Source organism: Brevundimonas sp. NPDC055311, from assembly GCF_053645695.1.
The window spans coordinates 752,313-771,038 of the sequence record NZ_JBSHMV010000001.1 but is presented as its reverse complement, the minus strand read 5'-3'; the positions used below and the strand labels follow the sequence as shown (position 1 = coordinate 771,038).

Annotated in this window: 20 protein-coding genes; 16 read left to right on the top strand and 4 right to left on the bottom strand. The window is 69.1% G+C overall.

Going from position 1 to position 18,726, the window contains the following annotated elements; genetic code table 11:
- From ACWIDZ_RS03600 to ACWIDZ_RS03550, 11 genes are all read left to right on the top strand, one after another.
- Positions 1-1,350: a serine hydrolase domain-containing protein gene (locus ACWIDZ_RS03600; RefSeq protein ID WP_453988793.1), complete on the top strand. Its 1,350-nt coding sequence runs from the start codon at positions 1-3 to the stop codon at positions 1,348-1,350.
- A gap of 86 nt (positions 1,351-1,436) precedes the next feature.
- Positions 1,437-1,682 carry an aa3-type cytochrome c oxidase subunit IV gene (locus ACWIDZ_RS03595; protein ID WP_291776698.1) on the top strand — a complete coding sequence of 82 codons (246 nt, stop codon included), beginning with the start codon at positions 1,437-1,439 and terminating at the stop codon, positions 1,680-1,682.
- A 222-nt stretch (positions 1,683-1,904) separates the two neighbouring features.
- A complete protein-coding gene (locus ACWIDZ_RS03590; protein WP_453988792.1) occupies positions 1,905-3,038 on the top strand; it encodes a Re/Si-specific NAD(P)(+) transhydrogenase subunit alpha in 1,134 nt (377 codons plus the stop codon).
- Positions 3,038-3,364: an NAD(P) transhydrogenase subunit alpha gene (locus ACWIDZ_RS03585; protein ID WP_338578202.1), complete on the top strand. Its 327-nt coding sequence runs from the start codon at positions 3,038-3,040 to the stop codon at positions 3,362-3,364. Before ACWIDZ_RS03590 ends, ACWIDZ_RS03585 begins: the two co-directional genes overlap by 1 nt.
- A complete protein-coding gene (locus ACWIDZ_RS03580) occupies positions 3,361-3,642 on the top strand; it encodes a hypothetical protein (protein WP_291776692.1) in 282 nt (93 codons plus the stop codon). The genes ACWIDZ_RS03585 and ACWIDZ_RS03580 overlap by 4 nt, the downstream gene beginning before the upstream one ends.
- A gap of 19 nt (positions 3,643-3,661) precedes the next feature.
- Entirely contained in the window at positions 3,662-4,036 is a 375-nt protein-coding gene (locus tag ACWIDZ_RS03575) for a hypothetical protein (protein WP_291777091.1), read from the top strand.
- 26 nt (positions 4,037-4,062) lie between these two features.
- Positions 4,063-5,481 (top strand): NAD(P)(+) transhydrogenase (Re/Si-specific) subunit beta, encoded by a 1,419-nt coding sequence (locus tag ACWIDZ_RS03570; protein WP_453988791.1) that lies wholly within the window; start codon positions 4,063-4,065, stop codon positions 5,479-5,481.
- 70 nt (positions 5,482-5,551) lie between these two features.
- Entirely contained in the window at positions 5,552-6,280 is a 729-nt protein-coding gene (locus ACWIDZ_RS03565; protein WP_453988790.1) for a hypothetical protein, read from the top strand.
- 7 nt (positions 6,281-6,287) lie between these two features.
- Entirely contained in the window at positions 6,288-6,773 is a 486-nt protein-coding gene (locus ACWIDZ_RS03560; protein ID WP_453988789.1) for a hypothetical protein, read from the top strand.
- A 7-nt stretch (positions 6,774-6,780) separates the two neighbouring features.
- Positions 6,781-7,155: a cupin domain-containing protein gene (locus tag ACWIDZ_RS03555; protein WP_453988788.1), complete on the top strand. Its 375-nt coding sequence runs from the start codon at positions 6,781-6,783 to the stop codon at positions 7,153-7,155.
- Between the two features lie 80 nt (positions 7,156-7,235).
- Complete coding sequence (locus ACWIDZ_RS03550; protein ID WP_291776684.1) at positions 7,236-8,702, top strand: amidohydrolase family protein; 1,467 nt, start codon at positions 7,236-7,238, stop codon at positions 8,700-8,702.
- On the opposite strand, the gene ACWIDZ_RS03545 is transcribed toward ACWIDZ_RS03550, so the two are convergent.
- Together ACWIDZ_RS03545 and ACWIDZ_RS03540 are read right to left on the bottom strand one after the other, a co-directional pair.
- Positions 8,680-9,258, bottom strand: coding sequence for an HdeD family acid-resistance protein (locus ACWIDZ_RS03545; protein ID WP_312219186.1), 579 nt, complete (start codon positions 9,256-9,258; stop codon positions 8,680-8,682). The two genes, ACWIDZ_RS03550 and ACWIDZ_RS03545, sit on opposite strands and share 23 nt — an antisense overlap.
- 101 nt (positions 9,259-9,359) lie before the next feature.
- The gene (locus tag ACWIDZ_RS03540; RefSeq protein ID WP_123154955.1) at positions 9,360-9,599 is read right to left on the bottom strand and encodes a hypothetical protein; all 240 of its coding nucleotides are present in this window, start codon (positions 9,597-9,599) and stop codon (positions 9,360-9,362) included.
- Positions 9,600-9,699: 100 nt separating this feature from the next.
- On the opposite strand from ACWIDZ_RS03540, the gene ACWIDZ_RS03535 reads away from it, so the two are divergent.
- The 3 genes from ACWIDZ_RS03535 (at position 9,700) to ACWIDZ_RS03525 (ending at position 13,098) form a co-directional block, all read left to right on the top strand.
- Positions 9,700-10,683 carry a helix-turn-helix transcriptional regulator gene (locus tag ACWIDZ_RS03535; protein WP_453988787.1) on the top strand — a complete coding sequence of 328 codons (984 nt, stop codon included), beginning with the start codon at positions 9,700-9,702 and terminating at the stop codon, positions 10,681-10,683.
- A gap of 77 nt (positions 10,684-10,760) precedes the next feature.
- Positions 10,761-12,197 (top strand): hypothetical protein, encoded by a 1,437-nt coding sequence (locus ACWIDZ_RS03530; RefSeq protein WP_453988786.1) that lies wholly within the window; start codon positions 10,761-10,763, stop codon positions 12,195-12,197.
- A gap of 67 nt (positions 12,198-12,264) precedes the next feature.
- Complete coding sequence (locus ACWIDZ_RS03525; RefSeq protein WP_453988784.1) at positions 12,265-13,098, top strand: universal stress protein; 834 nt, start codon at positions 12,265-12,267, stop codon at positions 13,096-13,098.
- Between the two features lie 132 nt (positions 13,099-13,230).
- On the opposite strand, the gene ACWIDZ_RS03520 is transcribed toward ACWIDZ_RS03525, so the two are convergent.
- Positions 13,231-14,661 (bottom strand): helix-turn-helix domain-containing protein, encoded by a 1,431-nt coding sequence (locus ACWIDZ_RS03520; RefSeq protein WP_453988783.1) that lies wholly within the window; start codon positions 14,659-14,661, stop codon positions 13,231-13,233.
- A 156-nt stretch (positions 14,662-14,817) separates the two neighbouring features.
- Here ACWIDZ_RS03520 and aceA point away from each other — a divergent pair, with 156 nt between their 5' ends.
- Positions 14,818-16,095 (top strand): isocitrate lyase, encoded by a 1,278-nt coding sequence (aceA, locus tag ACWIDZ_RS03515; RefSeq protein ID WP_453988782.1) that lies wholly within the window; start codon positions 14,818-14,820, stop codon positions 16,093-16,095.
- 17 nt (positions 16,096-16,112) lie between these two features.
- A complete protein-coding gene (locus ACWIDZ_RS03510; RefSeq protein WP_291776671.1) occupies positions 16,113-16,322 on the top strand; it encodes a hypothetical protein in 210 nt (69 codons plus the stop codon).
- A 27-nt stretch (positions 16,323-16,349) separates the two neighbouring features.
- Here the strand turns inward: ACWIDZ_RS03510 and ACWIDZ_RS03505 are convergent, their stop codons facing one another.
- Positions 16,350-18,677, bottom strand: a complete 2,328-nt coding sequence (locus ACWIDZ_RS03505; protein WP_453988781.1) for an ATP-binding protein — start codon at positions 18,675-18,677, stop codon at positions 16,350-16,352.
- Between the last annotated feature and the right edge of the window lie 49 nt (positions 18,678-18,726).

Below are 18,726 nucleotides of genomic sequence, written 5' to 3'. Positions count from 1 at the left end.
ATGAAAATCGCGTCCCGTGTTCTTGTTCTCGCCGCCGTTCTCGCCCTGCCGACGACGGTTCTCGCCCAGACCGAGGCCTCGGCCAACCACCGCGCCCTGGCGGCGGGCTACAAGGCGCTGACGGTGTGCAGCGCCGTTCATTCGGCGCGAGCCGCAGGGGCCGAGCGGACGGTCGCCAGCGTCGAGGCGAACGAACTGGTCGGCATCTATCCTGAACTTCAGTCGCTGGTCGGCGCCATGAAGGTTGAGATGGCGGGCGACCTCGTCACCGTCGCCTGGGATCAGGCCGCGCCGCCGCGTGTCGCGACCTGGACCGACGGACGCGGGTGCGTCATCGAGCCGATGGGCTATGTGCAGGGGAGCGCGCCTGAACGCGCCTCGCTGGCGCGCCGGGGCTCGGCGCCGGATCTGCCGACGGCGCGGCCCAAGGGGAACGCCCGGGCGCTGGAGGCCGCCGTCGGCCGCGCCTTCGATCAGGGCTTCGGCGAAGGAACCAACACCACCGGCGTGGTGGTGATGCAGGGCGGCAAGCGGGTGGCGGAACGCTATGCCCCCGACTTCGGGCCGAACACGCCCCAGCGCACATGGTCGGTGGCCAAGAGCCTGGCCGGAACCGTCATCGGCGCGGCGGTCCAGCGCGGCGAACTGGATGTGAAGGCCCCCGCCGCCATCGCCAATTGGAGCCGCCCCGGTGACCCGCGCGCGGCCATCACGGTCGACGCCCTGATGCGGATGTCTTCGGGCCTGACCAGCGACACGGCGGGCAATCGCACCGACGCCCTCTATTTCGGCGGCACGGCGGCGGACGAGCAGGCGCCGGGCTGGCCGCTGCTGGCGCCGGTCGGGACGGTCTATCGCTACGCCAACAACGACACCCTGCTGGCGGTCATGGCGGCGGCGTCGACGTTCGAGGCCCATCCGCCCGCCGAACTGTTCGACACGCTGGGCATGACTCACACCTGGGCCGAGACCGACTGGCGCGGCAACTACATCCTGTCGAGCCAGGTCTGGACGACGGCGCGCGATCTGGCCCGCTTCGGCCAACTGTATCTGCAGGACGGGATGTGGGAGGGCGAGCGCCTTCTGCCGCAGGGCTGGCGCGACTACGTCACGGCTCCTGCCGGGCCTCAGCCGCCGACGGGCGACTTCGGCTATGGCGCGACCTTCTGGCTGCTGAACCGATCCGAGGGCGTGCCGGCCGACGCCTTCGCCGCCTTCGGCAATCGCGGGCAGTATGTGGTGATCGTGCCCAGCCGTCAGGTGGTCATCGTGCGGCGCGGCGAAGACCCTGCGGGCAAGCCGTTCGACATCGCAGCCTTCGCCCGCTCGGTTCTGGAAAGCCTGGACTGAGGCGCTTGTGGCCGCGACGGGCTTGAGCCGCGCGCAGGCCTCGCTATAAGAGCCGTCGAAATCCCGACTCTTTTTTGGAAGACCCCATGGCCGACCAGCACGCTGAAGCGACCGCCCCCCACGTCCACGGGGAAATGAACATCTCGGAACAGGCCTGGACCTGGAGCCTGTTCATGGGCCTGACCAAGTGGCTGTCGCTGGCCATGGCCGTGCTGATCCTATTCCTGACGGTGTGGTTCGGCGTGGGAGCGGGCTTCGTTCCCGCCTTCATCAGCTCCGCCGTGATGGCGGTGGTCGGCTTCTTTGTTCTGAAGAACAAGGTTTCGGCCTAGGGAGCGCCTTTCTCCCAGATCGGTTTGCACGAGGCCCGTCGGCAGGTTCGGCGGGCCTTTTGCTTGCGCGGATTGCGGCGAAGTGAGCAAGAACCTTGCGACGGCGGGCGGTGAAGCGGCGAAGGTCGCGAAAAAATCGCCTTATCGAGACGACTTGGCTTTGACGCCTGCTCCGGCTTCGGCCTAACGTCGGTTCGACCCTGGGGAGTGGGAGGGATTCGCTTGGCTGTCGCCATCGCCGTCACCCGTGAACGCCGTGAAGGCGAGACGCGTTGCGCTGTAACGCCCGAAACGGTGAAGAAGCTGGTCGCCCTCGGGGCGACGGTGAGCGTCGAGGTCGGGACGGGCCTGGGCTCCTCCCTGCCGGACGCCGACTACGCCGAGGCGGGGGCCAGCGTGAAGCCCGACCTGTCGGCGGCGCTGGCCGGTGCGGACGTCCTTCTGAAGGTGCGCGGCCCGACGGCGTCGGAAATCAGCGCCCTGAAGCCCGGCGCGGTCGTCGTCGGCCTGCTGGACGCCTGGCGCGACAAGGCCACGGTCGAGGCGTTGAGGGGCGCGAACGCCACCGCCTTCGCCATGGAATTCGTGCCGCGCATCACCCGCGCCCAGGTGATGGACGCCCTGTCGTCCCAGGCCAACCTGGCCGGATATCGGGCGGTGATCGAGGCGGCCTACGCCTATGGCAAGGGCTTCCCCATGATGATGACGGCCGCCGGGACGGTGGCCGCCGCCAAGGTCTTCGTCATGGGCGCGGGCGTCGCGGGGCTTCAGGCCATCGCCACCGCGCGGCGTCTGGGGGCGGTCGTCACGGCTACCGACGTACGCCCCGCCGCCAAGGAGCAGGTCGAGAGCCTGGGCGCCAAATTCGTCGCCGTCGAGGACGAGGAGTTCAAGGCGGCAGAGACGGCGGGGGGCTACGCCAAGGCCATGTCGGCCGAATATCAGGCCAAGCAGGCCGACCTGACCGCCGCCCACATCATCAAGCAGGACGTGGTCATCACCACGGCCCTGATCCCCGGCCGCCCCGCCCCGAAGCTGGTGACGGCGGCGCACGTCGGCTCGATGAAGCCCGGCTCGGTCATCGTCGATCTGGCGGTCGAGGCAGGCGGCAATGTCGAGGGCTCCAAGCCGAACGAGGTCGTGACCACGGCCAATGGGGTGAAGATCGTCGGCTGGAGCAACATGCCCGGCCGCATCGCGGCGGACGCCAGCGCCCTTTACGCCCGCAACCTGGTCGCCTTCCTGGGGTTGATGATCAAGGACGACGCCCTGTCGGTCGACCTGGAGGAGGAGATCCTCAAGGCCGCCGTCGTCACCCACGGCGGCGCCGTGGTGCATGAAGGAGTGAGAGGCTGATGGAACACGTCGATCCCACTGTCTTTCGCCTGGCGATCTTCGTCCTGTCGATCTTCGTCGGCTACTATGTCGTCTGGAGCGTGACGCCGGCGCTGCACACGCCGCTGATGGCCGTCACCAACGCCATTTCCAGCGTCATCATCGTCGGCGGCCTGATCGCGGCGGCGGCGCTGAGCGCCCAGGCGGGCGGGCCGAACGCCTGGATCGCCAAGGGCGCGGGCGTGGCCGCCGTCACCTTGGCCAGCGTCAACATCTTCGGCGGCTTCATGGTCACGCGACGGATGCTGGCCATGTACAAGAAGAAGGAAAGGCCCAAGGCCTCGTGATCCTGTCTCCCGTATCGCTGGCCTTCTACCTGTCCTGGGGCGTCACCGTTCTGGGCGTGGCGCTGTGGGTGTGGAGCTGGGTGCGGGTTCGCGACCCGATCGACCGGCTGCGTTTCCAGGATTGCGGCATCGTGCTGGTTTTCGCCGCGATCCTGACCCGGGTCATCATTCAGGATCGGGAGATGACGGTCTTCGACTGGGCGATGATCCTGCTCGGGCCGCTGTTCATCGCGGCGGCGCTGTGGCGTCTGTCGCGTACCCAATCCGTCAAACGCTAACCCCGAAGAGTATCGCGTGATGAAAGCTTCCCTGATTTCCGTCCTGGCCCTGTCGGCCGCCGCCGTCGTCGCGGGCGCCGCCTCGGCCCAGTCCGCCCGCGAGGTGGGCCAGGACCCCTATAGTGGCCTGCACTGGTCGGTGGTCGCGCCGCAGGGCGCCAGCTGGGCGCTGGAATGCGGGTTCCGGCCGGTGACCATTCGCGGCGTGCACATGAACCGCATCAGCCACACGGGCGCCGGTCGGATGGCGGGCCGCCTGCCGGGCGACAACGCGCGTTGCAAGGTGACCAAGACCGGGGGCGACGGCGCGGTCGGGCTGGCCGTGGTCAAGAACGGCGTGGCCACGGCGTCCGGCGCCAACGGCGAGGCGCCCGCCGTCGTGAACGTATTCTGATCTGAGACTGAAAAGAGGGGGAGGGGATGAACGCATCGATCGCGGCGCTGGCCTATCTGGCGGCGGGGGTTCTGTTCATCCTCTCGCTCAGGGGGCTGTCCAGCCCCGAGACCAGCCGCAGGGGCAATACGCTGGGCATGGTCGGCATGGCCCTGGCCGTCGGCGTCACCTTGCTGACGCTGGGGACCAGCGGGGCGCTGGACCCCGTGACCCTGGCCCTGATTGCGGGCGGGGTCGTGGTCGGCGGCGGCGCGGGCGCGGTGATCGCCAACCGCGTGCCGATGACCGCCATGCCGCAGCTGGTCGCGGCGTTTCACTCCCTGGTCGGGCTGGCCGCCTGTCTGGTGGCGGTGGGGGCGGTCTATGCGCCCGACGCCTTCGGCATCATGACGGCGACGGGCGGGATCAAGACCCTGTCCATCGTCGAGCTGAGCCTGGGCGTCGCCATCGGGGCCATCACCTTCACCGGCTCGGTCATCGCCTTCGCCAAGCTGGACGGGCGGATGAGCGGGGCGCCGATCCTTTTGCCCGCGCGGCACCTGATCAACATCGCCCTGGCCCTGGCCCTGGTCTTCCTGATCGGCGTCCTGATCGGGACGGGGGGGACGGCGGTCTGGGCCTTCTGGGGCGTGTTCGCCATCGCCCTGATCCTGGGCGCGACTCTGATCATCCCCATCGGCGGAGCGGACATGCCGGTGGTGGTGTCCATGCTGAACTCCTATTCCGGCTGGGCGGCGGCGGCCCTGGGCTTCACGCTGGAGAACATCGCCCTGATCATCACCGGCGCCCTGGTCGGATCGTCGGGGGCCATCCTCAGCTACATCATGTGCAAGGGGATGAACCGCAGCTTCATCAGCGTCATCCTGGGCGGCTTCGGCGCCGAGGCGGGCGCGGCGGCGGGCGGCGGGGCGGTCGAGACGCGGCCGGTCAAGCAGGGCTCGGCCGAGGACGCCGCCTTCATCATGAAGAACGCCTCCAAGGTCATAATCGTGCCCGGCTACGGCATGGCGGTGGCCCAGGCCCAGCACGCCCTGCGCGAAATGGCCGACACGCTGAAGGAAGAGGGCGTCGAGGTGAAATACGCCATCCACCCCGTCGCGGGCCGGATGCCGGGGCACATGAACGTCCTGCTGGCCGAGGCCAACGTCCCCTATGACGAGGTGTTCGAGCTGGAGGACATCAACAGCGAATTCGCCTCGGCCGACGTGGCCTTCGTCATCGGCGCCAACGACGTGACCAATCCGGCCGCCAAGACCGATCCGCAGTCGCCCATCTACGGCATGCCGGTCCTGGACGTGGAGAAGGCCGGCACAGTCCTGTTCATCAAGCGGTCGATGGGCAGCGGCTACGCCGGGGTCGAGAACGAGCTCTTCTTCCGCGACAACACCATGATGCTGTTCGCCGACGCCAAGAAGATGGTCGAAGGGATCGTGAAGGCCCTTTGAGTTCGCGCAAGAGAACCCATCGCGCCGTGGTGCGTTGGTTGCGACGCTCAACCTGAGCCGTGGAGAGATGATGACTGCATTCCAAGGACTGAAAACGGTCGTCCTGCTGGGCGCCCTTGCGGGACTGTCGGCCTGCGGCCAGGCGGACAAGACGGCTGAAAAGGTCGATACCGCCCCGGCTGAGGCACCCACGGCGGCGGCGTCCGAGGCCGCGCCTGTGGCGGGCGGCGCGCCGACGATCGACCAGATGATGGGGGTGCAGGTCGCCTATCTGGAATCCAAGCTGGGCCCGGCCCGCACGGTTCAGGACAAGGAACGCACCTATGAGATCGGCGACTGCACGGTCCGCGTCAGCGCTGACGGCGGCGAGGTCGTCGGCTACGCCGTGCCGATGACCCCGGCCTGTTCGACCCAGGCCCTGGCGGCGCTGAAGGACTATGACCTGCCGCAGAAGATCGACCTGACGATGGGCGAGTTCGCGGCGGCGCGCGGCAACGTCGACTTCAAGGCCGACTGCCTGACCCTGTGCGGCAATGCGGCCGATCCTTGGGTCCATCTGGAGAGCCCCGGCCCGCGCGCCTTCCCAGGCATCCGCGCCTCGGCCGTGATGGTCAGCGACGCCACCATTGACGCCTCCTTCCGCATCCGCGACGCCATCAAGGCGGCCAAGGGCGAGGACTACGTCATCGACACGACCTTCAATTGCAGCGCCGAGTTCGACCAACTGGCGATCCGCGAACTGAAGACTGTCCGCATCGACGAGATCGAGGTCGGCTACGTCCCCTACGGCGGGTGCTGAGGGCGAGGTGGTGAAGCACGGCGCGGTTCTGCGCGTCGGGGCGGCGCTGGCGGCGGTCGCCGCCGCCCTGGCCGCCTGTTCGGCGATGATCCCGGTGAACATCAGCGGCGACCTGGAGCAGCCGATCGCGACCTTCGGCGTCGATCCCGCAACGCCCGAGAAGGCCTGTCTGGGCGGCCTGGCCGTGCATGAGCGGTCGGACGCCATGATGCGTCCGGTCTGGTTGATCGAGGCGCGCGGTCGCAACTGCCGGGGTCTGAGACAGGTCGTCTACGGCCAGGCGCCCGAGGGGTTCGAGACGACGGTGGAGGCTGCGCCGCTGAAGCCCGGCGAGCGCTACGCCGTGGTCGGCTACGGCTTGACCGGCGGGCCGCTGAGCCGCGTGCCCTGGCGCGGCGGCGGCGAAGTGATGTTCGAGGGCGGACGCTGGCGTCTCGTCCCGCCGCAGCAGCGCGGCCCGCACATGGACGCCGAGGGCGAAGCAGCCCACTAGCGGCCGGATGGAAGGCGCGGATTTCACGCTCGAGGAGGTTGTCGAGAGCCTGGGGTTGCGGCCGCTGGGCGACGGCGGCTGGGGTCGTCTCATGGGCGCCGGGACGAGCGAGCCGGGCGAGACGGTCGGGGCCTATCGCCTGCTGACCCCCGATGCGCCGTCCGACTGGCGCGCGATCGAGGTCGAGGAGCTGTGGACCGCCTATATGGGCGCGCCGCTGGAGGTCGAACTGGCCGCTGAGACGGGCGTGCGACGCGAAACCCTGGCGGCTGGATCGGGTCTGTGGATCACCATTCCGCCCGGCGGCTGGCTGCGGACGCGGGCGGTCGGCGGGTGGTGTCTGGCGGGACGGATCGGGACGGAGCAGAGCCGCCGCGGATGAGGCTTTCCCGTCGGCGGGACATGAAACGCCGCTATTCCTGATGGGCTTGCTGACGGCGGCGAAGAGATTATAGCGGATTCATGCGCACCTTCCTGATCGCCGCCTCCGCCCTGCTGTCCGCCTGCGCCCTGGCGCCGCTGGCCGCCGCCCAAACGCCCGTCCAGCCGGTCGACCTGCTGCTGACCTCGGCCACGGTGGTCGACGTCGAGAAGGGGACGACGACGCCGGATCAACTGGTGGCCGTACGCGGCGGCGATATCGTGGCCGTGGGCCCCGAGGGCGAGGCGGGCCGCTATCAGGCCGCGCGCACCCAGGATCTGGGAGACCGCTACGTCATGCCGGGCTTGTGGGACATGCACGTCCACTTCGGCGGCGGCGAAGCCCTGATCGAGGAGAACGCCGAGCTGATGCCGCTGTTCGTGGTCAACGGCGTGGTCGCGGTGCGCGACGCGGCGGGCGATCTGGCGCAGCAGGTGCTGGACTGGCGCGCGTCGCCGCCGACCGCCGATGCGCCGCGCATCTTCACCTCCGGCCCCAAGATCGAGGGCATCGCCCCCGTCTGGAAGGGCGTGATCGAGACCGGCAGCGAGGCGGACGTGGACGCCGCCCTGGACCGGCTGCAGGCCCTGCGCGTCGACTTCGTCAAGATCACCGACAACACGCTGAAGCCCGAGCTTTTCCTCTACGCCGTGCGTGAGGCGAAGAAGCGGGGCATGAAGACCTCGGCCCACATCCCGGCCAGCATCACGGTGCTGGAGGCCGCCGAGGCGGGCCTGTCGTCGATCGAGCACCTCGACTACGCCATGAAGGCGGGTTCGCGCGACGAGGCGGCCATCGCCGCCGATTATCTGGCGGGCAAATACACCTACGCCCAGACCATGCGCCGCTATGCCGACACCTTCGACGTGGAGACGGCGCGCCGGGTCTATGCGCGTCTGGCGGAACTGGGCACGGCGGTGTCGCCGACGCTCTATGGCTCGACCACTCTGGCCAATCTGGATCTGGACGACCATTCGCATGACGAGGGCCTGGCCTATGTCGGTCCGGGCATCCGGGCGACCTATGACTGGCGTATCCAGCGCGCGGCTCAGGCCACGCCGCAGCAGGTCGAGGACCGTCACTTCGTCAAGGACGTCACCGCGCGCACCCTGCCCATGCTGCGCGATGCGGGCGTGACGATCCTGACCGGGACGGACGCGGGCTTCCTGAACTCGTTCAACTATCCGGGCTTCTCGCTGCACGATGAGCTGGAGCTCTATGTGAAGCTGGGCCTGACGCCGCGCGAAGCGCTGATGGGGTCGGTCGTGGACGGGCCTCGCTTCCTGAACCAGGGCGAACGTTACGGCGCCGTGGCGGCGGGCAAGTCGGCTGACTTGCTGGTGCTGGAGGCCGATCCCCTGAAGGACGTCAGCGCCACGCGCGACGCCGAGGCGGTGGTGCTGCGCGGCCGCCTGATCGATGCGGCGGAACTGGAGCGGATGCGCGCCGAGATCCGCGCTCGGGTCGCGGCGCGCAACGCCAGCTTTACGCCTTCGCCAGCGTCCTGACCTTGAAGGCGACCCAGATCAGCAGCAGGCCGAACAGCACGGCCCACGCCGCGATCAGCCACAGCAGGCCCAGGGCGCCCGCGCCCGGCATGAAGACCAGGATTAGGCCGAAGATCACGGACAGGGCGCCGGCGGCGCCCAGGCTCCACTCATTGGCGATCTCGTTGCGCAGGCGAATGGCGCCGACGATTTCGAGCACGCCGCGCAGGATCGACCAGAAGCCGATCAGATAGACCAGGACCAGGGCCGTCAGTCCCGGCCAGGCGAAGGCGACTCCGGCGGCCAGGATGCTGATCACGCCGCCCAGCGCCAACCACCAGCGCGGGGCGAAGCCGCCGCCCCGGATCGCCGCGATCAGGGCCAGAACCCCATCGACCAGGGCGTAGATCCCATAGACCAGGATCAGGGACACAAGGCTGATCTGCGGCCAGATGAAGGTCAGGACGCCGAAGGCCACGGCGGCGATCCCGCGCAACAGCAGCAGCCACCAGGATCGATGCAGGGCGGATTTCACGAGGCCTTCCAGCGAAGGCGCGGCGGTGTTGGACGAGGACATGTTTGCAACTCCCCTTTGGCGTGGCGGCGTACGGCCACGCTGGGCCAACGCGGCCGCGCGGGGGAGGGTTCCCTGATCCGCCCTCCTGCCCAGTACTGGTCTCAGGCCGCCGCGCGCCAGTCGGAACGGGCGTTGAACGGCGGGGTGTGGAACTCGTCCCACAGGGCGTCTTCGTTGGTGTAGCGGCTGGTCGAGGCGCTGATCACGTCCACCACCTGCTCCTCCTGACGGTCCCAGATGACGGCCAGGTCGCTCTCGGTTTCGCACGGCACGATCATGTAGCGATCGGCGAAGGTCTTGCGGGCGGGCTTCTGGACGGTGGGGGTGCGGACGAAGGCCATGGTGAAAACTCCTGGTGCGAAAGGCGTCGCCTCTTGCTGACAGGATGAATATGAGACAGCATTACGCCAGTTTCGGACGTATCTCTGTGGAGAAGACATCTTGCGGCACGACAAGGCGGCCATGGTCATCGATCTGGCGCGGGGCATGGCGGCCAGTGCCGAGGGGCTGACGCTGAACGAGATGGCCGCCCAGCTGAACGTCGGCCGCCGCACGGCCGAGCGGATGCGCGACGCCGTGCTGATGCTGTTTCCGCAGATCGAGGAGGTGTCCGACCCGCCGACCAAGCGCTGGCGCATCCGCGGCGGGCTGTCGGCCTTTGAACAGGCGCCGACGGCGACCGAGATGCTGGAGCTGACCAAGGCGGCGGCCGCCCTGCGCGCGGCGGGTGAACCGGCGCGGGCGGCGGCGCTGGAAAGCCTTGAGCGCAAGGTGAAGGCGGCGATGCGCTCGACCACCCTGAACCGCATGGCGCCGGACCTGGAGGCCCTGGTGCGGGCCGAGACCATCGCCGTTCAGGCCGGGCCGCGCCCCAGCGCCGACGAGACGGTGCTGGCCGAAATCCGCGGGGCGGTGCTGGCGGAGCGGCCGCTGAACTTCATCTACGCCCGGCCCGGCGCCGAGGCTCGGACCCGCACCATGACGCCGTGCGGCCTGATGTTCGGGCGCGCCAACTATCTGGTGGCCGCCGACCGCGAGAGCGGGCGCATCCAGACCTTCCGCCTGGACCGGATGAGCGCGGTCGAGGCGGGCGAAGGCACGGCGCGTCCGCCTGAAGACTTCGATCTGGGCGCCTTCGCCAGCCAGTCCTTCGGCATCTATCAGGACGAGATCGAAGAGGTCGCCCTGCGCATTGCGCCCGAAGGGGCGGACGAGGCGCGCGGCTGGCGTTGGCACCCGACCCAGACGATCGAGGATCAGGCCGACGGCTCGGTCGTGGTGCGGTTCCGCGCCTCGGGGATGCGCGAATTGGCCTGGCACCTGTTCACCTGGGGCGAGCAGGCGACCATCCTGGGACCGGACCGGCTGAAGGCGGTGATGGCCGAGGCGCTCGCGGCGGCGGGCCGCGCCCTCGAACGGGCGTAAAGCTGAGCAAACCGTAAGGTGACGGGCCGGGTTCGGCCCCCTTAAGCTGCGCCGTTCACTGTGGGAGACTGCTCTTCGTGCGTCTGAAAGTCCTGTCCACGGCGGCCGTTGCAGCCGCCATCCTGCTGACCGCCTGCGCCGCGACGCCGGCGCCCGGCCCCTGGAACGTCGAGGCGGCGCCGCAGGTGACGGTGACGAGTGAGGACGGGCGGCTGACGGTCGACTATGTCTTCAACCGCGACGCCGTGGTCTGGGCCTTCATGGATTCGGCGCTGATCTCTGACGTGCGCGAGCCGTGGCGGCCGCGCCAGTGGACGGTTCAGACGCCCGGCGTGGTGATGGAGCGACGCGGCCACTACGACATCATCCGCAGCACGGACGGCGGTCCCGTGCCGCGCCATGTCCGCTTCAGCGTCCAACCGAAGGCGGTCGAGTTGGAGGCGGAATACAAGACCCTGGTCTTCTCGGACGGGGCGGTGGCGTTGCCGACGCGGCAGATGGACGTCTTCGCCCTGGGCTCGCCCGAGGCGGCGGAGGCGATGCCGGCGGACCTGAACGGAGTCGATCTGGACGGCGGGGCCTCGCGCGTGACCTGGCGCGACCTGGACGGACCGGTGCTGTTCAACGGCGAGCGCCACGCCGAACTGACGACGACGGGCGAGCGGTCCTATGTCCTGCTGGGACAGGCGCGGGTGACGCCGGGCGAGGGGTTGACCACCGTCATGGACCCCAATCTGCCGCCGTGGATCGGCGAGAAGATTCGCGACTTCGCCCCGCGCGTGGGGGAGTTCTACCTGCAACGCCTGGGACGCCCCGGCTCGGGCGGGGACAACCCCGTCGTCATGGTGTCGTGGAATGGCCCGACCGAGCGGATGACCAGCATGGGCGGCAGCGTCCTGCCCGGCCTGATCGTCATGTCGTTCGAGGGGACCGGCGTGACCCGGCCGACGGCGGAGATGGAGCGGGTGTCGCGGTGGTTCATCGGCCATGAGAGCGCGCACTTCTGGCTGGGCCAGACGGTGCGTTACGAGTTCGCGCGCGACGCCTGGATCACCGAGGGCGGGGCCGACCTGATGGCGGTGCGGGCGCTGAAGGCGCTGGACCCGGCCTATGACGACCGCAAGGCCCTGCAGGAAGAGGTCGACGACTGCGTGATCCTGAGCCAGGGGCGCCGCGTGGCCGAGGCGGGCGGACGCGGCGAGCACCGCGCCTATTACGCCTGCGGCGCCGTCTTCGCCATGACGGCCGAGGGCGCGCAGAAACGGCGCGACGGCGGCGACTGGTTCGGCTTCCTGCGGCCCCTGCTGGACGCCAACCGCAGGGACGGGGTGCTGACCCGCGCCGAATGGCTGGACGCCCTGACGCGCGTGTCGGGCGATCCGACGCTGGCGGCCGACATCGGGCGGATGCTGGATCAGGGCGCGGCCGATCCCGCCGCCGAGATCGCCAGTCTGTTCCGGCGGACGGGCGTGCCGCATCGGGTCGAAGGCGGAAGCGTCATCCTGATGAATTGATCCGGCTCAAGGCGCCGAACGGCGGTTTGTGCGTTGATGGCGCATAGTCTCAAGCAGGAGGCGCGCCATGCCCTGGACCAGTCTGATCGTCTATGTCGATGACGAAGTCGACAACCCCGCTCGCCTGACCGAGGCTTGCGCCCTGGCGAAGGCGCACGGGGCGCGGCTGATCGGAGTGTCGGGCTGCGCGCCCGAGACGCCGATGGCCGACGCCTATGGGGCGGGCATACTGCTGGGCGAGGTGATCGCGGCCCAGCAGGCGCGCAACGAAGCCATGCTGAAGACCGCCAGGCAACGGTTCGCCGCCGCCGTCGATACGGCGCAGGTGGCGGGCGAGTGGCGCGGGGATATCGGCGATCCCACGGGGCTGACCTTGCGGCACATGCGGGCGGCGGACGCGGTCCTGGTCGGGCGTGACGCAGGCGGGGCCAGCGCCTGGCGGGCGCCGCACCCGGCGGATCTGGCCATGCGCTCGGGGCGGCCGGTGGTGGTGCTGCCGCCCGATCCGATCCGTTCGATGGTCGATGCGCCGGCGCTGCTGGCCTGGACCGATACGCGCGAGAGCCGCCTGGCGGCGCAGGCCGCCCTGCCTCTGCTGAAGCGCGCCGCCGGGGTCCGCGTGGTCGAGATGTGTCATCCTGAAGACACGGACGGGGCCGGGCTGCGCACGCAGGACGTCGTGCGCTGGCTGGCGGGGCACGGCGTGGCGGCCGAACCGGACGTGCGCGCCCATGACGACCGTATGCACGGCCTGCGCCTCATCGACTGCGCCGAGGAGATGCAGGCGGGACTAATCGTGGCCGGTGCCTGGGGCCACGCGCGGATGCGACAGTGGATTTTCGGCGGCGTGACGCAGACCCTGCTGACCGAGACGCCCGTGGCCGTGATGCTGGCTCATTAGTTCCCTTCTCCCCTTGGGGGAGAAGGTGGCCGAGCGAAGCGAGGTCGGATGAGGGGTCTCTCAACCGACAGCGCTACCCCTCATCCGTCGGCCTGCGGCCGCCACCTTCTCCCACAAGGGGAGAAGGAAGAGCTACGCGAACGGATAGGGGCTGACCGACTTGGACCAGTCGTCGACCGTCAGCGCTCGCCCGACCGGCGGAGCGGCGCGCTCGGCGCAGGGGTGGCGCTCGCACAACCGGCAGGCCGGGCCGATCGGCGTGACCTCCGGCTTCTGAAGGTCCAGGCCGCGCGCGTAGATCAGGCGGTGAGCGTGGCGCAGTTCGCAACCCAGGCCGATAGCCAGGTCGTGCCCCTCGGTGAAGGCGTCCTGACCCTGGCGGTCGACGGTGCGGGCCAGGGTGAACCAGCGGCCGCCATCGGGAGTCTCGATGATCTGGGTGACGATGCGGCCCGGCGTGCGGAAGGCCGAGTGCAGCCGCCAGCGCGGACAGGCGCCGCCGAAGCGCGAGAAGGGGAAGGCGCCCGAGGCGTATCGCTTCGACACATTACCGGCCTGGTCCACCCGCATCAGGAAGAAGGGGACGCCCCGCGCCGTCGGCCGCGACAGGGTAGTCAGCCGGTGCGCGACCTGTTCGAAGCCGACGCCGAAGCGAGCCTGAAGCCGGGCCAGGTCATAGCCGGTGTCCTCCGCCGTGCGCTGGAAGGCGGCGTAGGGCATCAGCACGGCGGCGGCCAGGGTGTTGGTCAGGGACGCCTTCAGCAGATTGCGCGTAGGGGCGTCGGGCGCGTTCGCCGCCTCGGTCAGGGCCTGAAGCTCCGACCCATGCTCCATCAGAACCAGCTGGTTGGCGACGGCGAAGGCGCGCGACGACGGCCCCAGCGCATCGGACAATAGCAGTCGCCCCCGGTGCGGGTCGAAGCGACGGGTCCACTCGACCATGACCTCGGCGGGCAGGGTGCGGACCGTCAGGCCGTGGCGGGCGAACAGGCGCGCGCGGGCCAGGGCCTCGAAGCCTTCGTCGGGGGCGGGGGCTTCGGCGCGCAGGGCGTCATGCAGGCCCTCGCCGAGCGCATCGAGGTCGGGGAAGTGGTTGTGGCGCGCCTGAACGTATTCGCGCACCCACTCCGACGGGCTGTCGGTCGGGGCCGCGCCGCCGCCGGCCTCGACCTCAGCGCGGTCGCGCACGCGACGGTCGGTGAAGGCGCGGTAGAGGCGCAGCACGGCGTCGGCGGCGGCGGGCTGATCCTCGGCCAGTTGCATGATTTCATGGCGCGGCACAGTCAGGCCCTGGAACAGGGGATCGGCGAAGACCTCGGACAGTTCGGCCTCTGACGCCGGGCCGCCGGACTGGCCGAGGTTGCGAAGGTCGACGTCATAGGTCTCGGCCAGGCGCAACAGGAGCTGGGCCGAGACGGGGCGCTGGTTGCGCTCGATATGGTTCAGATAGGAGGGCGAGACGCCCAGGTCCGCCGCCATCGCCGTCTGCGACAGGTCGAGGTCGCGCCGCAGCCGCTTGAGGCGGCCGCCCAGGAACAGCTTGCGGTCAGCGGAGGCGTTCATGGCATGATCATGTCACATCATGACTTCATGACAAGTGTCATGATGTGACTGTTTGACTTGAATGATGTGGCTATGGATGTGTCAATCGTGACGATGACGTGTTCAGGTTTCCGGGACAGCGGCTGCGGCCGCGCCTTATCGAGACCGAGACGAGACATGACGACCTTCGCCGATCTGGTTCCCTCGCCCGCAGGCCGTTTCGACGGCATCGAGCGCCCCTATTCGCCTGAAGACGTCCTGCGTCTGCGCGGGTCGGTGCCGGTCACCCATACGCTGGCCGAGCGCGGCGCCAACCGCCTGTGGGAACTGCTGCATTCCGAGCCCTACATCAACGCCCTGGGCGCCGTGACCGGCAATCAGGCGATGCAGATGGTCCGCGCGGGTCTGAAAGCCATCTATCTGTCGGGCTGGCAGGTCGCGGCCGACGCCAATACGGCCGGCGCCATGTATCCGGACCAGTCGCTGTATCCGGCCAACGCCGCGCCGGAGCTGTGCCGCCGCATCAACCGCACCCTGCAACGCGCCGACCAGATCGAGCACGCCGAAGGCGGCGCCAAGCGCGACTGGTTCGCCCCCATCGTCGCCGACGCCGAGGCCGGTTTCGGCGGGCCGCTGAACAGCTTCGAGATCATGAAGGCCTTCATCGAGGCGGGCGCCGCGGGCGTCCACTTCGAGGACCAGCTGGCCAGCGAGAAGAAGTGCGGCCACCTGGGCGGCAAGGTGCTGATTCCGACCCAGGCGCATGAGCGCAATCTGATCGCAGCGCGTCTGGCGGCCGACGTCTGCGGCACGCCGACCCTGACGGTGGCGCGCACGGATGCGGAATCGGCCCAGCTGATCACCTCGGACATCGACGAGCGGGACCACCCCTTCATCGACCGTGAGAACCGCACGCCGGAGGGATTCTATCGCCTGAAGGCGGGCACGGGTCTGGACCACTGCATCGCGCGGGGCCTGTCCTACGCCAAATACGCCGACCTGCTGTGGTGGGAGACGTCGCATCCCGATCTCGACGATGCGAAGAAGTTCGCCGAGGCCGTTCAGAAAGAGCATCCGGGCAAGCTGATGGCCTACAACTGCTCGCCCTCGTTCAACTGGGAAGCCAAGCTGGACAAGGACACCATCGCCAAGTTCCAGCGCGAGCTGGGGGCCATGGGCTACAAGTTCCAGTTCGTGACCCTGGCGGGCTTCCACAGCCTGAACAACGGCATGTTCGAGCTGGCCAGCGGCTATCGCGACCGCGGCATGGCGGCCTATTCGGAGCTGCAGCAGCGCGAGTTCGCCAATGAGGCGACCGGCTACAACGCCACCCGCCACCAGCGCGAAGTCGGCACCGGCTATTTCGACGATGTCGCCACGGTCATCTCGTCGGGTCAGTCGTCGACCACGGCGCTGAAGGACTCGACCGAGACGGCCCAGTTCCACGCAGCCTGATCACAGGAGATGAACTCATGGAGCCTTTGACCCGACCGCAGGCCATCATCGACTTCTGTCTGGCCCCGCTGGGGCTCGACGGATCGGGCGAGGCCGAACGTGAGACCCGCCGTCGTCTGGAGCATGTCATCAAGACCTTCCAGACCAAGGCCGCCCGGCCGGTGAGCGTGGACTTCTCGTCCATGCCCAGCCAGGTCATCAATGAAGCGGCGCACGGCTACGAATAGGCGGCGCGCCTTCACAAGGACGAAATCTCAGGCCGCGGCTTCTGCGGCCTGAGGCGTTTGCGCCGTCAGGTCGGCGACCATAGCCAGAAGATCCTCGACGCTGAAGGGCTTGGCCATGTGGCGGTCGGCGCCGGCGGCCAGAGCCTCGTCCAGATGCTGGGTCAGGGCGTTGGCGGTCAGCATGACGATGGGAACGCGCGGCAGGCCCAGGACCGCTTCGTGCAGACGGATTTCGCGCACGGCGGTCAGACCGTCCATGACCGGCATCTGCATATCCATCAACACCAGGTCGAAGGTCTGGGCGCGGTAGGTCTCGACCGCCTGGGCGCCGTTCTCCACCGACATGAGATCGAAGGCGGCCCCGTCCAGGATCAGCTCGACCACGCGGCGGTTGGTCGGGTGATCGTCGGCGGCCAGGATACGCAGACGGCGCGGCGCAGCCTCTGCATCGGCCTCGACCGGAGCGGCCACGGCCGGGCGGCTCGGGCGAAGGGGGGCGGCCGGCGCCTGGGCCGGTCTGAGCGGCAGGCTGAGGATGAAGGCGGCGCCCGCGCCGGGCTCGCTTTCGCAGCCCAGGTCGCCGCCCATCATGGCCGCCAGTTCGCGGCAGATCGCCAGGCCTAGGCCCGAACCGCCGTAATGGCGGGTGATGTCGCCGTCGGCCTGTTCGAAGCGGTTGAACAGCCGGGCCTGCGTCTGGGCGTCGAAGCCGATGCCGGTGTCCTGGACGACGAAGCGCAGGGTCTGGGGCGCTTCGGCCGGGACCGCGTCGACGGTCAGGCTGACGAAGCCCGAGGCGGTGAACTTCACCGCATTGGAGACCAGGTTGGTCAGCACCTGTTTCAGGCGGACGACGTCGCCCTGAATCCAGACCCGAGCCTCGGGAGCGACCTCGACCAGGAACTGCAGCCCCTTGTCCCGCGCGGCGGCGGCGTAGAGCAGGGCGGCTTCTTCCACCGTGCGCGCCAGGTCCAGAGGCTCGTCGTTCAGCTCCAGCCGCCCGGACTCGACGCGCGCCAGATCCAGGATGTCGCTGAGCAGGGTCTGGAGGGTGCGGCTGGAGGAGTGGATCAACTCCAGCATGTCCTGCTGCTGCGGAGACAGTTCGGTACGGGCCAGGGCCTGGGCCACCCCGATGACGCCGTTGAGCGGAGTGCGGATCTCGTGGCTCATATTGGCCAGGAAGCGGCTCTTGGCGCGGTTGGCGGCGTTGGCGGCGTCGCGCGCCTCGGCCAGGGCGTCGGCGTTGCGTTTCAGGTCGCTGATGTCCGAACAGACGGTGACGGCGCCGCCGCCGACGGTGGGGCGGTCCTGGACGCGCAGCCAGCGGCCGGCCACCTGCAGTTCTCGCGGTTCTATGGGCGTGCGATGGCTGGCCAGTCGCTGCGTGATCCACGCTTCTTCGCGACCGACGGCGTCCTGATAGACGCCGGCCTTCAGGCCGACCTGCAGGATTTCGCGGAAGGTGACGCCAGGGCGCAGCACCGGGGCGAGGTGGGGGTGAATTTCGCCGTATTGCCTGTTCCACAGGATCAGGCGGTCATCGGCGTCATAGACGCCGACGCCGTCGGGCATGGCCTGGACCGCTTCCAGCAACTGACCCAGGACGCTGCGACGCGACCACCAGATCATGCCGGTGAAAAAGGCGCCCACGCTCAGGGTCAGGGCCACGCCCAGGGCGACCCACAGCGTGACGGCGGCGACGCCGGCGCCCTGGGCTAGGAGCACGCCCGGCGCGGGAGTCAGGCTGACGGCGGTCATGGCGATGAAGTGAAGCCAGGCGACGGCGCCGGCCGACAGGGCCGTGGCGACGGCCAGGCTCAGCCGCTTGTTCATCTCCGGCAGCAGGGCGACCGCGCCGAACAGGACGAAGGCGCCCGTCACGGCCATGGCGACGCGTGGCGCGTTCCAGGTCAGGATCGCTCCGGACAGGCGCATGGCGTCCATGCCGACGAAGTGCATGGCCGCGACACCGGCCGTCACCACGGCGGCGGCGGCCAATCCCGAGCGGCGGCGCCAGCGGCCTTCGGTCGCCCCGGCCAGGTGCAACTGCATGGCGACCCAGAAGGCGGCCGTGACGATCACCAGCGACAGGAAGGTCTGCAGCGGGTCGTAGCGGATATCCGTTCCGGCGTCGTAGGCCAGCATGGCGATGAAGTGGGTGATCCAGACGCCCAGTCCGCCCACCAGCGGCGCCGACAGGGTGTAGGTTCGGCGCGCTCGCGGCGACAGGTGGCGCGCGCGTTCGGACAGAAGCAGGGCGATGCCGATGCTGAAGACGCAGGCCAGCAGGGCGAAGGAGGCGATCCGCCAATCGTGGCGCTCGACCAGGCAGCTCAGGACGCCCCCCATCATGATGCTCCGCCCGCCTCCTGAATTGTTCCGCCGTAAATCCGTGAAGAAA